This is a genomic window from Paenibacillus sp. ACRRY (genome assembly GCF_022346995.1).
In the GTDB taxonomy this organism is placed as follows: domain Bacteria; phylum Bacillota; class Bacilli; order Paenibacillales; family Paenibacillaceae; genus Paenibacillus.
The window spans coordinates 1,413,874-1,429,549 of the sequence record NZ_JAKRNM010000001.1 but is presented as its reverse complement, the minus strand read 5'-3'; the positions used below and the strand labels follow the sequence as shown (position 1 = coordinate 1,429,549).

Here is a 15,676-nt window from a genome sequence, read left to right as displayed (position 1 = left end):
CTGGAGTATAGGCTGTTCAACTGATTAATGGTTGTATCCTTAACTCTTAGAGGCTGATATGGCGACATATGGGCGAATCTGGGTGGTACCACGAGTGTTCAATCTCGTCCCTGAGACTTCTGTCTTGGGGGTGGGATTTTTTTGGTTTTTCCGGGGTGCTCGCAACACGCTTTGGAATCACCTGAATAGTGTTTACTAAGGGAAGAATCATGAAGTCCCATCAACCGATGCAGGAATGAAAATTGCTATTATCGAACTCACACCGAAAGGAAATGATGATTATATGACAGCAAAATTGAAAGTCGGTATTGTCGGAGGAACAGGAATGGTAGGCCAGCGTTTTGTGGACCTGCTGGATGGCCATCCATGGTTTGAAGTAACAGCCATTTCAGCAAGTGCCAACTCTGCAGGCAAAACATACGAAGAATCCGTTCAGGGCAGATGGAAACTCGCAGTTCCTATCCCGGAAGCTGTGAAACAAATCGTTGTACAGGATGCCTCCCAGGTTGAAGCGTTTGCCAGCCAGGTTGATTTTATCTTCTGTGCCGTAGATATGAAAAAGAATGAGATTCAAGCGCTTGAGGAAGCTTATGCCAAAACAGGCACTCCGGTTGTTTCCAACAACTCGGCTCATCGCTGGACTGCCGATGTACCTATGGTTATTCCAGAGATCAACCCAGGACACCTGGAAGTGATTGAAGCACAACGTAAACGTCTGGGCACCAAAACCGGTTTCATCGCAGTTAAACCAAACTGCTCCATTCAGAGCTATGTACCTGCACTGCATGCGCTTCGTGAGTTCAACCCGACTCAAGTGGTTGCTTCCACGTATCAAGCCATTTCAGGAGCAGGCAAAAACTTCACGGATTGGCCTGAAATGCTGGATAATGTCATTCCATACATTGGTGGCGAAGAAGAGAAGAGTGAACAAGAGCCGCTTCGCATCTGGGGAAGCGTGCAGAACAACGAGATTGTGAAAGCTTCGTCTCCACTCATCACGACACAATGTATCCGGGTTCCGGTAACGGATGGGCATCTGGCTACGGTGTTTGTCAACTTTGAGAAAAAACCTTCCAAAGATGAAATTCTGGAGCGTTGGTTGCAATTCAAGGGGCGTCCGCAAGAGCTGGAATTGCCAAGTGCACCGAAACAGTTTATTACGTATTTCGAGGAAGAAAACAGACCGCAAACGAAGCTTGATCGTGACATTGAACGCGGAATGGGCGTATCCACAGGAAGACTGCGCGAAGACTCGCTCTATGATTATAAATTCGTGGGATTGTCCCACAACACGCTCCGCGGAGCAGCAGGCGGTGCGGTTCTGATCGCGGAATTGCTTAAAGCTGAAGGATACATTCAACCGAAATAAAAAAATCATATTTTAAATATAAAAAAGCGCCAACCGTTGTTGGCGTTTTTTTGGTTTACGTCCCTAGGCAGCCGACGTTTTATCTGCATTTTGCAGTAGTTGTGAGCGACGTCCAAGCAGATAACCTGTCAGGGAAGCCAGCATTTGCTGAAATACCATTCCGAGAACAACCGGCACAGCAACGGGAGGTGGGAAATAGGATACGGCAAGCACCGCTCCTGCGCTGATATTGCGCATGCCTCCATTGAATACGAGTGCCACCTGGTCAGCCTCATTCCAGCCCAGCAATCTTGCAATGAAATAACTAAGTGCATAGCCTAAGGAAGCCAGGAAAATGATGATTGCCGCAAGGCCTGCCAGTTTCCAGTTGAAATTGGCGAGATATGGAGCAACTACTGATCCGTTGATAGCAACTACCACCGCCATAAACAACTTGGAAAGTGGATTAAGCCTTGGTCCCCATACCGGTACGATGGCTCCTTTGGTCCATTCATTCAGCAGCATGCCCACCAACGATGGCACGACGATCATCCAGAACAGACTGCTCATGATTGCTCCCATATCCAGTGTAACGCTGGTGCCGATCAGCAGTGAAAGAACACCCGGAACGACAAAAGGGGCCAGCATGGTATCGATCAGAATGATGGATAGCGTCAGTGCAATATTGCCACGGTAAATGCTAACCCAGATGAAGCTGCTTACACCTGTCGGAATTACGGCTGCCAGAACCAGTCCGGTTATCGTATAAGCGTCCATCGGAAAAACCAGATGCCCCATACCCAGCGCGATCAGAGGCATCGCCAAATGTAATATGAACAGACAAACAAACAGGGGAAAAGGCTTTTTCAAAACATTCAGAAAATCCCTGAACCCTAGACTGATGCTTCCTGCAAACGTCATAAATGCAAAAAGCCAAGGGGATAAAAAAGTGTACGAAGAAAGAAAGCTTCCGCAAAGTACGCCTATGATAATGCTGATTGGAGTAATCAGTGGCATGATGCGGTTCAAGCGCTGATTCAAAGCCTGAAGCATATTCATGACATCCCTTTACCGTATGATTCTTCCATTATACATGTTCAATCCTATGAGTGCAGACCGATTTGCATTCGGGTATCCGGAACAGCTATCATTCAGTTAAGTAAATAACTTCTGATACAAGGAAGGGAAGATGCTCATGATTTTACGTAAACGAAGGCAAACACTGATCATGACAGGCTTTATTGCAGCAAGTATTTTTGTCATCTCGGCTTGTTCGGTAGTGGAGCAGGCAAACGAAAGTTTAAACTATGTTAGCGGAGCAACGGACTATATCGAGCAAATATCCAGTGCTGGCGCAGAGCTTCAGCAGCTCGCATCAGATGCCGTCAACAATCCTCAGATTACCGAGCAGATTCAAACGAAAATTGATCAGATTCAAGCAGAAGCCAGTGAATTCTCCCAGCTTACGGCTCCGGCCATCGGTGAGAGCATCCATGAAAATTTGGTCAGTTATAACAATCAGTTAACCGAAGTTGTGGATCGTTTCGAGACCACCATATCAGAGCAGGGCTTTACTGCAGAAAACTGGGAAAAGACCGGAATTCCGGATCTGATTAATAATATCAACAATCTAAAAGATCCGTTAAGCGGATTAGGAAATGAATAAGCCGGATTTCGAATATGAAGCAAAAAAAGGTGCCAAACGAAGTAATTCGTTTAGCACCTTTTTTTATATTTCTACATGCTGGATTATTCGATTTCACTTGCTCTCAGGGGCTTACCGCTTATCGAGCCAGCGGAGACGTGGTACAATGAGCAGGAATGTTTTTTATCATTTTGTGGTGTCATACACAATGCGTACACCGAGAGAGCCGTAGCTTTCTTCCTTGTAATTGCACTGGCTGCAAGTCTTGGTGGCGCAGAGCGAATCACTGCATACATGCAATTTTTCGTTGCAGTGAGGACATTTATTTTCAAAAAGAGTCTTGAACAGATTAAGCATGCTTAATCACTCATTTCTGATTAATTTACTTGGTTTTTATTATAGCCGATAAATTTCGCCGCGTATACAGTTTTTTGACAAGGTTTTTCAAGCGCAAGAAAGGAAGAATTACCGATGGATGTTCTGCTTTTTATCATCATGTTTATACTGGGTCTGGTCGGTTCCTTCTTTTCCGGTTTACTGGGTATTGGTGGAGCTATCATTAACTACCCGCTGTTGCTGTATGTTCCCTCTCTTATGGGAATTGAGCCTTTTACTGCTCATGAGGTTTCCTCCATTAGCATGTTCCAGGTATTCTTTTCCTCGTTGGCAGGTGTAGTCGCATTTCAGAGAAAAAAGAGGAAGGTCCGAGATGGGCATGCTTTGGTGAATAGGACGCTCGTGGTATACATGGGCATCAGTATTCTCATCGGCAGCTTGATCGGTGGCATCATATCCGGCCATCTGGATGGAGATGTCATTAATTTGATTTACGGCATATTGGCGGTTATCGCCATTATCCTCATGTTGATTCCGGGTAGAGGTACAGAAGATTCTTCTGATGTTGTGGAATTTAACCGATGGATTGCGGCAGGTTCGGCTCTGGCAGTGGGTGTCGTCTCGGGAATTGTTGGCGCGGGAGGTGCGTTTATTCTGATTCCGTTCATGCTGACGGTGCTCCGTATTCCTACAAGAACGACGATTGCCTCGTCCCTGGCCATCGTGTTAATATCCGCGATTGGTGGAGTCATCGGGAAAATCAGTGCTGGAGGCATTCCGATCGAGCCAGTCATCTACACCGTTATAGGGAGTCTAATAGGGGCGTCACTCGGTTCAAGAGTCAGTTCAATGATCAATGTAAGGGTGCTTCGCTATGGTTTAATTGTTCTCATTGCTGTTACTGCCGTTAAAGTGTGGGCTTCTATTCTGTAAAAACAAGGTTCAGTGGAGCGACCATGACGATTTCGTAACCAAACGGTTTAAGCGCCGTATAAAGGTTATGAACATGAGCTTGCGAATTTGGTACAGCATGAATTCACAACAGTTTTCGTCCATGGAGCACCCTCATACTCCTCTCATGGATACATGTTTAACATTAATAGAAGTTGAGGTATCCATCCTATGAATAACGCACTTATCGATCATGCCGAAGCAGGATATCAGATAGCCGAGCATAAGGCAGCCGAATACTTTACTTCCCTTCATGACCAGCTAATGAATAACACGTATACAACGATTCTAAAACAAGATTTTCATCTATGGCAAAAGAAACATATTCATCGATTCTCATGGTTACCCTGGATATCACGAAGCACAAGAAAACCCGATTCCCGGGATGTATATAGATATATCCACTGGTTGAACGTGACCGGCAAACTGGATGAGTATCTGGACCGCAGCATCTCCTATATTTATATGAGAGATCTGGGCAAGGCGCTGGATGCTCCTGAGACACAGGCTCGTATTCAGCGGATTGCGCAAGATACGAAGAAATATTTCATGCGTACCGATCGAGCGAAAGGCCAGGGCCAGCCCGATTTTATCAGTCTAGCGGCATTGTATCGCTGGGCTCAGAAGGAAAACGTGGAGACTGCCGTAATCTGGCTGATTCAGAAACTCGAAAACGTCGCTTCAAATATTCCGAAGGAGCTCGATGCAGAGCAGGCCCAACGCAAGCTGATTAAGATCATTCTTGGCGTTGTTCTGCATGTGAATGATGAACTTGATGAGACGACGCCAATCCCGGAACGTTCGAAGAGATTTGATGCAGCCATTAGATTGGGGTATTCATATGGGTTAACCTATCCCTTCATTGATGATCTGTTGGATTCACAGGCACTGACTTCGCAGGAAAAAGAGCAGTATTCCCTTCTGATACGGAAGGCGCTGCTTACCGGAATTGTACCTGACATTGGCGAATGGAACGGAGACAATGAGGAAGTCATTCGCTATGTTCACTCGGAACTGCGGGAGGCATTTGAATACATCAAGAATTACCAACGACCTGAAATGCAGCGAACCTTTTTCGAGCAATCCTATGTGTTTTTTCAATCGCAAGAGCTGGACCGGGCCAAGAAACTTACCAATGCGAACTATACCAATGAAGAGCTCTATATCCCGATTATTATCAAATCATCTTCATCCAGGCTAATTGTTCGTTCCGTTCTGAGTGCTTCGGAGGATGAAGGCTTTGATCTCCGCACGTTCTATTATGGAATTTACAATCAACTGGCCGATGATTTTGCAGATATGTTTGACGACTTGGAAGAGGGGGCAGTGACCCCATATACGTATTATTTGAAATACCGGGATCTGCGTCCTGACTTAATTAATCCATATGAGCTCTATTGGACGGTGATCTCTCACTTGATCCATAGCGTGTATGACTCGGATGCGAAGACGCGTGAGGTCATATTGGATCGTGCGATCAATGGCCTCAAGCGCAGCAAGGAAAGGCTGGGACCAGCGAAATATAATGAAATTATGGACATCTTTGCTTCGGGCCAGCCTGGATTTAACGATCTCGTTCAACGAATGGTTCAAAAAGCGGATGACGTAGATTTTCTCGATAAATTGCTCAGGGATCAGGTTATTGCCCATCTGAAAAATGACAAGAAGGAAAAAGAAGACTTTATTCAAACTGTTCGAACGGTTCGTGAACGGATTAACATGGAAGTTCAAATATCCAAACCGAATGAAATTCCGGAAATGAAAGAAACGCTGATTGATGCAGCCAATTATAGCCTGCAGGGGAGTGGCAAACGTCTGAGGCCGATTTTAACATGGGTTATGGGTGTGCGAGAGTATGGGCTGACAGAAGCGTCGATCGTTCCGCTATTAAGGTCACTGGAGTATATGCATACCGCTTCCCTCATTTTTGATGACCTGCCGACGCAGGATAATGCTTCAACCAGGCGGGGCCGTTCAACCTTGCACCAGGTGCATAACAGTGCCACAGCTGAATTAACAGGCCTCTTTCTGATCCAGAAAGCCATTGGAGAACAATCCTCGCTCAGTCAATTCGATGCTGCAACGGTGCTAACCTTGATTCGATATTCGGCTGAAAAAGCAGAAGATATGTGTATGGGGCAGGCGATGGACCTGAACTCCAAAGGAAAAGCTCTGACGTTGGATCAGTTGAACATGATCTGCTTCTACAAAACAGGCATTGCCTTCGAAGCAGCGCTGGTCATGCCTGCTATTCTGGCACAGGTAAAGGATTCTGAAATTTCCTCCTTGAAGAAATTTGCCTATCATGCGGGTATCGCTTTTCAAATCAAGGATGATCTGCTGGATCTGGACGGGGATAATCTGATGCTGGGTAAACCGGCCGGGCAGGATGTTCGTAACAACAATTCAACCTTCGTTTCCATCCTTGGGGAGAATGGAGCGAAAAAAGCGATGTGGGAACATTATTGTCTCGCAACGGATGCACTTGCCGAAATGCCAAAGCCTATCCCTTTTTTGAAGCATCTGTTGGATTACATTGTTGGGCGTGAGCGCTGACAGATTTTACTCGCGATTTCGTTGCACCATATGACTTATAATGAACTTTAGCGACAAAGGTCGGGAATTCCATGTCTATGGGATCCAGGCCTTGTTTCCGTTTAAAAGACACAAATCTCTTGGAAAGACATGTTTCAATCGCTATAATACTGGGTACTAAGCAGTTATTATGGTTCTAAAACCACCATTCCTTACGGAACGGACAAGATGAAACAAAATTTGAAATTTCGACAATCTATTACTTGAGTATATATTTCAAAAAGGAGATCTTAAAATGCAGGTTCAAAAGGTCGACCATCACGAATTGTTCGAGCAGATTTATAACCAAGCACCTATTGGAATTGCACTCGTGGCTCCGTCCGGTCAATGGATGAAAGTAAACCCTGCATTTTGCTGCATGATGGGCTTCACCAGTGTGGAACTCATGAGTCTAAGCTACCAGGATATTACACATCCGGATGACTGCCCGCAGGATGTCATCTATGCTTGTGATTTGTTTGAAGGCAGATCGAAAGAGTATACGTACGAGAAGCGCTACATCAAAAAAAATGGTGACGTACTCTGGATTTCATTGCATATATCATTGGCTCGGGATGAAACAACTGATGAGCCGCTTTATTTCATTTGTCATATTGTAGATATCACGGATCGTAAGTTGTCCGAACAAAAACTTTTGCACAGTGAAGAGATGTTCAAACTGATTTCGGATAATGCACAGGAGATCATCTACATCGCCAATTTTGAAGGGGTTTGCCGGTTCTGCTCACCTTCGGTTCGAGATCTGCTGGGTTACTCTCCAGAAGACATTATTGGCCAGAATAACAATGCATATTTCCATCCAATTGACCTGGAACAGATCTCACATATGGACTTGACTACCGGGAATATGCTGAATATCAGGGTGCGCCATAAAGATGGACATTATCTATGGTTCGAGACCACATACAAGATTATTGGGGATGCCGGGCAAGAACGGCAGATACTTACCATCGGACGAGACATATCCGAACGTAAGAAACATGAAGATATCAGTGCAGAGGCCGAACGGATTGCGATGATTGGTAGTTGGGAATGGGATATGGTCAATGACCAAATCGCTACTTCAGATCAGGTGCTTGAAATTTTCGAGCTCGAGCGCACACACAAACGATACCGTGCAAGGGATGTTCTTCGGGTGATGAACCCTGAAGATGCAGCATCCTTGCAAGAAAAAATCAGAGGCACAAAGCAAGGTGAGCCGCTTGATTTCGAATACAAACATATACGATCTGATGGAAGTGAGAAATATCTTCATTTGCGCGGGCTGATTACGTTTGATGAACATCACCAGCCAGTACAATTGAACGGAACGTTGCAGGACATCACCGAACGGAAACTCATTGAATTTAAATTGCAGGAATCCGTGGAACGTTACACTTCACTTAAGAAATATAATCATGATGCCATTATCTCGTTTAACATGGACGGCAACATTATGAATGCCAATCCTGTAGCGGTGAAGATGACAGGTTGTCCTGTGTCAGAGATGATCGGCACGAGCATTAGCAGATTCATCGGAGCTGTCAATCTGGGAATGATCCTGCGAAGCAACTACGAATTAGCTGAGAAGGAAATTAACGCCGTTCGTCACACGGATGGCAGTGAGACAGAAGTGTTGGCTACACTTGCTCCGATCATCATCAACAAGACCAATGTCGGATTCTATCTGATTGCGAAGGATATTACCGAACAGAAAAAGCTGCTTGTGGCCAAAGAGACTGCGGAGAGAATGAACAAGGCCAAAAGTGAATTTTTGGCAATGATGAGCCATGAAATTCGCACACCCATGAACGGCGTCATCGGTATGACAGACCTGCTTCTGGATACTCCGGGACTTAGTGGGGAGCAAAAGGAATATATTCATATTATTCAGAAGAGTGGAGATTCTCTGCTGGCCATCATTAATGATATTCTGGATTTCTCCAAAATTGAGTCAGGTAAAACCGATCTGGTAGACGATCCTTTTGATCTTGGAGAAATCGTGACAGAGACCGTGCAAATTGTGAAACCACTTGCTCGTGAAAAGAAGCTGGATATTCGTTTATGTTTGGACGAGGCCATACCGACTCCACTCTATGGCGATGCTTACCGTTTGAAACAAGTACTCACTAACATCATCGGCAATGCGGTCAAATTTACGCCAGAAGGCAGCGTGGAAATTGAAGTCGGAGTTAAGGAGCAGTGCAGCAATAACGTCATTCTTCATTTTAAAGTGAAGGATTCGGGCATAGGGATTCCAGCAGAGAAAAGACAGCAATTGTTTGAGCCATTCTACCAGTTGGAGAACTTTATGACCCGTAAACCTCAAGGGACTGGTCTGGGGCTAGCCATCAGCAAAAAGCTGGTAGAGCTTATGCAGGGCGATATCTGGATCGAGGAATCGGATGAACCTGGTACAACCTTTATATTTACGGCTTCCTTCAAACTAAACAATGATGAAGGTGGCAACCAGTTTGATCAACAGCAGAAAAAGAATAGAAGTACGCCTCTGCGCATTCTGATTGCGGAAGACAATGAGGTTAATCAGCTTGTTCTTAGCCGCATGGTAGAGAAAAAGGGACATTTTGTAGATCATGTAGCAGATGGTGTGGAGGCTGTTGAAGCTGTCAAACATCATGCATATGATATTGTTTTTATGGATGTGCATATGCCGCGGCTTGATGGATTTGAAGCCACCAAAGCGATTAAGGAACTTTCGGACCCTGAAGCATGTCCATATATTGTTGCGGTTACGGCAAATGCCGTCCGTGGCGACATGGATAAATGCTTGAAGGCAGGCATGGATGCTTATGTAAGCAAACCTATTAAGAGCGAGTCCATTATGCAAGTGATGGAGACGTATTACCACAAGAAACAGATTCATCATTGATCTCGAAAAGCGTTATCTCTGAACGAGCCAGCACTTGATGGGCAATAGAACCGCTCCCTTATCTTAGATAAGGGAGCGGTTTTTTGTTATCCCATATCAGCTTTCTTTTTATGTGAAGTGCCAACTTTCTATGGTTGGTTAACGTTAACTATTCCAGAAAGAATGGTTATGTCATTTGTTCCATGGGAGGATGTTACATGAAATTAAAAAAACTTGCTATATCATTGCTGGCAATTGTAATGATTGTCTCATTTACTGCACCTGCCTTTGCTGGGAATGCTACAGTAGAGGTTGATGATGGAGTACTATTCAATAATCGGGTTCTAATCCCTTTAAGAGTTGTATCCAGCAATCTGGGGGGAGATATAAAATGGTATAAGGAAGATAGATTTATACAGATTAAAACAAAAGAGAAGGAGATTTTGCTGGCTGTAAACTTCAAAAATGCGCGCGTAAATGACAAGATAATAACGATGGATTCGCCCGTGCTATTAATTGGAGGCGTGACGTATGTTTCCTTAAAATTTGTCAGTCAGACCTTTGGAGCGAAGCTGAACTGGGATGATAAGAGCAAGCAGGCTACAATCATGTTAGATGATCAGACGGTGGTTGTGAATGTCCAGAATGATGAATCCCGGATAACCGATTCTCTTAAAATAAGCCAAGGCAGGTTAAATTTATTGTCGGAAAAATTGAACGAAACGTCAAAGTTGTCTGAGATTAAACATATACAAACGTATTTCAAACCCTATTTTACAGAGAAGTTGGTCCGATCTATTCTTGGAGGGCAGGAGCTGCAAAATGAATGGATTCAGTATGATGTACCTGAGAACATCGTTTATTATACGAGTCCTACCATAGGGACGTTATCCCAATCATTCGTTCTTGGAAATACGCTAACAGGTGAATCTCACTATGTCTATGATCGAAATATTGAACTTGTATACCATGAAGGTGTATGGAAGGTCAATCAAATGAAATTTGTTTATAGAACGATTCCTAATCTGGGGTATGATCGTTAAGCTAACCACATATGATGATCGATATGTAGGAAATTACAATTAAGACAAAATGTTCTTGACGTAATGTGGTGGAACGAATAAGATAAATAACAAATATGTGTAACGGGTGGGTAGATGAATATGTTCATGCTAATAAGGGATATACATTCAATAACTGAATAAGCATGAGCATAGATACGATCTTGGGAGTAATGTCAGTGTGTGGACAGTCGTGCTTGTGCAGCCCCTGTCGTGAACACTATTCATTATTGCGATGCAGAGGAGAAATCCGGAAACGATTTTGATTTCATATGGTTCTCTTGTGATACAAAGCTGTAGATGAACATCAGTTCATCTATGGCTTTTTTGCATGCATCCCGCCAATGAGTTCACATGGAAAGGAGATCTTGTAGGTCTGGGCTTCAATTCATTTTATATCCTAAGGGAAGAAAGTAGGTAAAAGTATGAGTAAACCTTCTCAAAGTTATACGATTTGGTTTTCCCAGCGCACAGGAAGTACACTGCTCGGTGAAGCTTTAAGTTCAACAGGCGTTGCAGGTAAACCTGGTGAATGGCTGCATTTCCAGCACAAGAGTCCGGAAACGTTGCAGCACGCAGATCTGGAGCAAATCTGGGAGCTGGGTACAACACCTAATGGGGTATTTGGCATCAAAATCAATTTTGAACAGCGTTGGATCGATGCCATTCGCAAACTGTATCAGTTGCCATCCGAAACGCCTAGGGCGGAAGTATGGAGTACAGGTTTTCCGAACTGCACGAAGCATATTTACATGACACGCCGAAACAAAGTGAGATTGGCTGTTTCCTGGTGGCGGGCCATTGTTTCAGGTGAGTGGCATCGTCAGCATGGTGCTCAGGCTGAAGAGAAAGATATTGCAGATCAATACCATTTTGATGCGATTAAACATTTGCTTGTTGAGAGCAGCATGTGTGAAGCTGCCATCGAAGATTTTCTTTCGGAGTCAGGCATTGTTCCTTTAACGATCGTATACGAGGATTTCGTACAAAATTATGAAGGGACTGTTCGGAAGGTGCTGGAGTACTTAGATGTTTCGTCTGCTGACGTTACTGTTTCGCCTCCCGCTTTTGATCCTATCGCGGATGAGGTATCCGAGCAGTGGGTACAAAGGTTCCGGGAAGATTGCCAGAAGGGATGGGAGAATACGAGATGGTAAAACAACAAGTCAAATATGATCTTTGGGTGCAAGAGATGGTATTTCATGTTGTTCTGCATGATTCGTCTTAGCCATCAACCATGAAGGCGTAATGGAAGTTCATTGAAATAGGAATATAAATAGACGCAAAGGGGTGGGCAGTATGCCCAAACAAGAAAAAAGATCCATGACCTGGCTCTTGCGTTACCTGAAGCCTGTAAAAGGGCGGCTCGCTCTGCTGCTGGTAATGCTGCTGACATCTACCGGCTTACAGCTACTGAATCCGCAGATCATCCAGCGTTTTATTGATACAGCTGCTAACGGTGGAATACTCACAAGTCTGATTCAGCTCGCAGGCCTCTTTCTGGTCGTTGCTGTATGTAATCAGTTGATTACGGTGGCAGTCAGTTATTTTGGAAATGATGTGTCGTGGCGTGCAACCAATCAGCTGCGGGGAGATCTGCTTAAACATTGTCTGCATCTGGATATGCGTTTCCACAATGTGAAAACACCCGGGGAGATGATTGAACGTGTCGATGGAGATGTAACGAGCATTTCAAACTTTTTCGCCATGTTTATCGTTCAGGTCATCGGGAGTTTTGTATTGCTTGCCGGCATACTCGGATTTATGTTCACGGTGAATATACCTATTGCAATCGTCATGACCGTGTTTACGTTATTATCGATCTTATTTATGGTATTTATCCGTAACCTCGGTGTCCAATCTTCCAAAAATGAGCGTGAAGCAAGTGCATCGCTGTTCGGCATGATCGAAGAGCGGATTGCCGGAATTGAGGATGTACAGGCGAACGGACACGTGCCGTATGTCATGAGCCGTTTCTACAAATTAATGCGAATCGTATTCCTGAAAGGCCGGAAAGCCTGGATGCTTCGTGTAATTCCGTGGAATACCACCGTGATTTTATTTGCCGTTGCTGTCACAGTAGTGCTCTTGCTGGGTGTTCATTATTTTATGCAAGGGGCGATCAGCCTCGGAACCTTGTTTCTGATCTATCAATATACCCAGATGCTTAATGAACCGATTGAGATGCTGGGAGATCAGGTGCAGGAGTTTCAAAAAGCGAAATCCGGTATGCTTCGTTCCAGGGAACTGCTTGCCCTAAGCAGTGAAATCAAAGACGGAAACCAGGATCAGCTGCCGAGTGGAGCGCTGGGTCTTGAATTTGAACATGTACACTTCAGCTATAACATCGATAAGCCTGTTCTACAGGATATCCATTTTAAGATTGAGCCTGGGCAAAGGCTTGGTATTATTGGTCGCACAGGCAGCGGTAAATCAAGCCTGAGCCGGGTGCTGCTTCGTTTGTATAATCTGGACCGCGGTGTTATCCGCGTTGGCGGCAAGGATATTTCCAAGCTTAGCTTGAAGGCGCTGTACAGACGGGTGGGTATGGTTACGCAGGATGTTCAGCTGTTCGATGGCACACTGCGGGATAACCTGACACTGTTCAATCAAGAGGTGTCGGATAACATGATCCTGGAAACGACGGATCGACTTGGTCTGCGTCAATGGATTGATACCCAGCCCAATGGGCTGGGTACTCATTTGACTGCGGGTGGTTCTTCCTTGTCCGCAGGGGAAGCGCAGTTATTTGCCTTAACCCGGGTATTTCTGACTGAGCCGAGCCTGGTCATTCTGGATGAACCGTCCTCACGTCTGGATGCGGCTACGGAACACATGCTTCAGTCGGCTGTCAACCAGTTGATGGAGCAATGTACGGGAATTATAATTGCGCATCGTCTGGCTACCCTTGAACAGGTAGATCAGATCATGGTGCTGGGAGATGGCCGGATATTGGAATTCGGTGCCAGAGAAGAACTTGCGAATAATCCGAATTCACATTATGCACGACTGAGAATGACGGGCAGAGAGGAGGAACTTGCGTGAATGTAGCAGGATTTATGGGAAGACTGTTTCGGTTTAGATCTGTATTGTTTATGATTAACGGATTACTGTGGTGTATATTTCATTCCTTGCCATTAGCTATTGGTATTGGGATGCAGTGGTTTTTTGACCGGGTCACGATTGGATCCAATGACTACTTATGGCTGGCAGTTCCGCTAATATTCATTGCGCTAATAAGGTTAGTCAGAGTGGGTACGTTCTTTGCCGCTTTCTATGCGTGGATTACATACGTCTTTCATATTCAGGCCATTCTTCGTACCAATATGCTGGCCGGCATTATGCGGTGGCCTGGACGTAATCTTCCGGCTTCACCGGGAGAAGCGATGAGTCGCTTTCGTGATGATGTGGACGAAGTTGTCGAGTATGTTGAATCCTGGGTAGACTTCTGGGGAAGGCTCGTATTTGCAATTGTATCCATCGTCATTATGGCGAGTATTAACTGGAAAATCACACTGGTTGCCGTCTTGCCATTACTTGTGGTCACACTGCTGAACAATCTGTCAGGGAATCGCGCACGTAAATATGCCCAGAAAAATCGGGAAGCGACAGGGCGTATTACGAGTTTTATCGCAGAAACGTTTGGTGCGGTGCAAGCTCTGAAACTGGGGCAGGCAGAGCAGCATGTTTCAGCCCGGTTCAATCAACTTAATGAGGATCGCCGTCAAGCAGCCTTAAGGGATAATCTGTTCAAACAGTGGATGAGATCCCTGAATCAGCATGTACTCAGCATTTGTACAGGATTAATCCTGCTGATGTGTGCAGCCGAAATGAGAAGCGGACAATTCACTGTAGGTGACTTTGCCTTGTTTACATCGTATCTTGCAAACATAGGCTTTAGCATTTCCTTATTCGGGTACATGGTATTCCAGCATAAACGTTTGAAGGTCTCCTTTGACCGCATGCGTAAGCTATTTCGTCCTGGTGAGGAAGACTGCATCATCGAATCAAGAGAGATCTATCTGTATGAGGATCCGCCGGAACCTGTTGAACAACAGAGAGGAAAGGACGATAAACTTAGAGAACTGGAAGTCAGCAATCTGACATATCAGTATCCTAATTCTCCAAATGGAATTCAAAATATTAACCTCCAACTGAAACGCGGACAATTTATTGTAATTACCGGACGAATCGGATCGGGAAAATCCACGTTGGTGAGAACGCTGCTCGGATTATTGCCGAAACAGGAGGGGCGTATTCGATGGAACGGGGTGGAGGTAGATCCGGCGACATTCTTGATGCCGCCCCGGGCGGCTTACACTCCCCAGGTCCCTCGATTGTTCAGTGATACATTGAAAGAAAACATTGTGCAGGGCAAAAAGGGCAGAGTAGGTGAATCGCTCACACGTGCCATTCGTCTGGCTGTAATGAAGAAGGATATTGATCACCTCGATCAGGGATTGGAAACCTCTGTTGGTCCAAGAGGCGTGATGCTGTCAGGTGGACAGATTCAGCGTGCAGCCACAGCACGGATGCTAATGACTGAAGCGGACCTGTATATATTCGATGATTTGTCGAGTGCACTGGATGTAGAGACGGAACAGCAGGTATGGGAGGGATTATCCTGCGAGCAGCATGTGACATGTATTGCCGTTTCACACCGGCGTGCAGCACTTGCGAAGGCAGATCATATTATTGTGTTAAAAGATGGCCGTATTGAAGCAGAAGGAAGCTTGAGCGAGCTGCTTGCGACTAGTGAAGAAATGCAATTGCTCTGGCAGGGAGAACAAGCACCTGTGAAAGTGGGATAAGATCAGACAAACAACCATATAAAAAAGCCGTACAGTCAACTCTATACAAGAGTTTGTCTGTACGGCTTGTTTGTATTCAAC

The 15,676-nt window shown here is 45.0% G+C and carries 11 protein-coding genes and 1 other annotated feature (1 of these 12 cut by a window edge); of the genes, 10 read left to right on the top strand and 1 reads right to left on the bottom strand.

What is annotated here, in order from left to right; translation table 11 throughout:
• Window positions 1-115 (top strand) — a binding site (T-box leader); it begins 157 nt to the left of the window's first position.
• Between the two features lie 168 nt (window positions 116-283).
• On the top strand, window positions 284-1,369 hold the full coding sequence (gene asd, locus MH144_RS06030; RefSeq protein WP_127535993.1) for an aspartate-semialdehyde dehydrogenase: 1,086 nt from the start codon (window positions 284-286) through the stop codon (window positions 1,367-1,369).
• Between the two features lie 63 nt (window positions 1,370-1,432).
• Here the strand turns inward: asd and MH144_RS06025 are convergent, their stop codons facing one another.
• Window positions 1,433-2,401 (bottom strand): bile acid:sodium symporter family protein, encoded by a 969-nt coding sequence (locus tag MH144_RS06025; RefSeq protein WP_239299277.1) that lies wholly within the window; start codon window positions 2,399-2,401, stop codon window positions 1,433-1,435.
• A 142-nt stretch (window positions 2,402-2,543) separates the two neighbouring features.
• Between MH144_RS06025 and MH144_RS06020 the strand changes: the two genes are divergently transcribed.
• The 9 genes from MH144_RS06020 to MH144_RS05980 all read left to right on the top strand — a co-directional run bounded on the left by MH144_RS06020 (window position 2,544) and on the right by MH144_RS05980 (window position 15,595).
• Complete coding sequence (locus tag MH144_RS06020; RefSeq protein WP_239298363.1) at window positions 2,544-3,014, top strand: DUF6376 family protein; 471 nt, start codon at window positions 2,544-2,546, stop codon at window positions 3,012-3,014.
• Between the two features lie 75 nt (window positions 3,015-3,089).
• On the top strand, window positions 3,090-3,356 hold the full coding sequence (locus MH144_RS06015; protein ID WP_239298361.1) for a hypothetical protein: 267 nt from the start codon (window positions 3,090-3,092) through the stop codon (window positions 3,354-3,356).
• Window positions 3,357-3,464: 108 nt separating this feature from the next.
• Complete coding sequence (locus MH144_RS06010; RefSeq protein ID WP_239298359.1) at window positions 3,465-4,262, top strand: sulfite exporter TauE/SafE family protein; 798 nt, start codon at window positions 3,465-3,467, stop codon at window positions 4,260-4,262.
• A 189-nt stretch (window positions 4,263-4,451) separates the two neighbouring features.
• A complete protein-coding gene (locus MH144_RS06005; RefSeq protein WP_239298357.1) occupies window positions 4,452-6,836 on the top strand; it encodes a polyprenyl synthetase family protein in 2,385 nt (794 codons plus the stop codon).
• Window positions 6,837-7,110: 274 nt separating this feature from the next.
• Window positions 7,111-9,744 carry a PAS domain S-box protein gene (locus MH144_RS06000; RefSeq protein ID WP_239298355.1) on the top strand — a complete coding sequence of 878 codons (2,634 nt, stop codon included), beginning with the start codon at window positions 7,111-7,113 and terminating at the stop codon, window positions 9,742-9,744.
• Between the two features lie 197 nt (window positions 9,745-9,941).
• Window positions 9,942-10,766, top strand: coding sequence for a copper amine oxidase N-terminal domain-containing protein (locus tag MH144_RS05995; RefSeq protein WP_239298353.1), 825 nt, complete (start codon window positions 9,942-9,944; stop codon window positions 10,764-10,766).
• 443 nt (window positions 10,767-11,209) lie between these two features.
• Window positions 11,210-11,941 carry a Stf0 family sulfotransferase gene (locus MH144_RS05990; RefSeq protein WP_239298351.1) on the top strand — a complete coding sequence of 244 codons (732 nt, stop codon included), beginning with the start codon at window positions 11,210-11,212 and terminating at the stop codon, window positions 11,939-11,941.
• A gap of 142 nt (window positions 11,942-12,083) precedes the next feature.
• On the top strand, window positions 12,084-13,829 hold the full coding sequence (locus MH144_RS05985) for an ABC transporter ATP-binding protein (RefSeq protein WP_239298349.1): 1,746 nt from the start codon (window positions 12,084-12,086) through the stop codon (window positions 13,827-13,829).
• The gene (locus tag MH144_RS05980) at window positions 13,826-15,595 is read left to right on the top strand and encodes an ABC transporter ATP-binding protein (protein ID WP_239298347.1); all 1,770 of its coding nucleotides are present in this window, start codon (window positions 13,826-13,828) and stop codon (window positions 15,593-15,595) included. Before MH144_RS05985 ends, MH144_RS05980 begins: the two co-directional genes overlap by 4 nt.
• Window positions 15,596-15,676 lie beyond the last annotated feature (81 nt).

Bases quoted from the DNA above. Each gene is read 5' to 3' on its own strand.
- MH144_RS05985 (WP_239298349.1), top strand. From the start codon at position 12,084: ATGCCCAAACAAGAAAAAAGATCCATGACCTGGCTCTTGCGTTACCTG.
- MH144_RS06025 (WP_239299277.1), bottom strand. From the start codon at position 2,401: ATGCTTCAGGCTTTGAATCAGCGCTTGAACCGCATCATGCCACTGATT.
- MH144_RS06020 (WP_239298363.1), top strand. From the start codon at position 2,544: ATGATTTTACGTAAACGAAGGCAAACACTGATCATGACAGGCTTTATT.
- MH144_RS06010 (WP_239298359.1), top strand. From the start codon at position 3,465: ATGGATGTTCTGCTTTTTATCATCATGTTTATACTGGGTCTGGTCGGT.
- asd (WP_127535993.1), top strand. From the start codon at position 284: ATGACAGCAAAATTGAAAGTCGGTATTGTCGGAGGAACAGGAATGGTA.
- MH144_RS06015 (WP_239298361.1), top strand. From the start codon at position 3,090: ATGCTGGATTATTCGATTTCACTTGCTCTCAGGGGCTTACCGCTTATC.
- MH144_RS05990 (WP_239298351.1), top strand. From the start codon at position 11,210: ATGAGTAAACCTTCTCAAAGTTATACGATTTGGTTTTCCCAGCGCACA.
- MH144_RS06000 (WP_239298355.1), top strand. From the start codon at position 7,111: ATGCAGGTTCAAAAGGTCGACCATCACGAATTGTTCGAGCAGATTTAT.
- MH144_RS06005 (WP_239298357.1), top strand. From the start codon at position 4,452: ATGAATAACGCACTTATCGATCATGCCGAAGCAGGATATCAGATAGCC.
- MH144_RS05995 (WP_239298353.1), top strand. From the start codon at position 9,942: ATGAAATTAAAAAAACTTGCTATATCATTGCTGGCAATTGTAATGATT.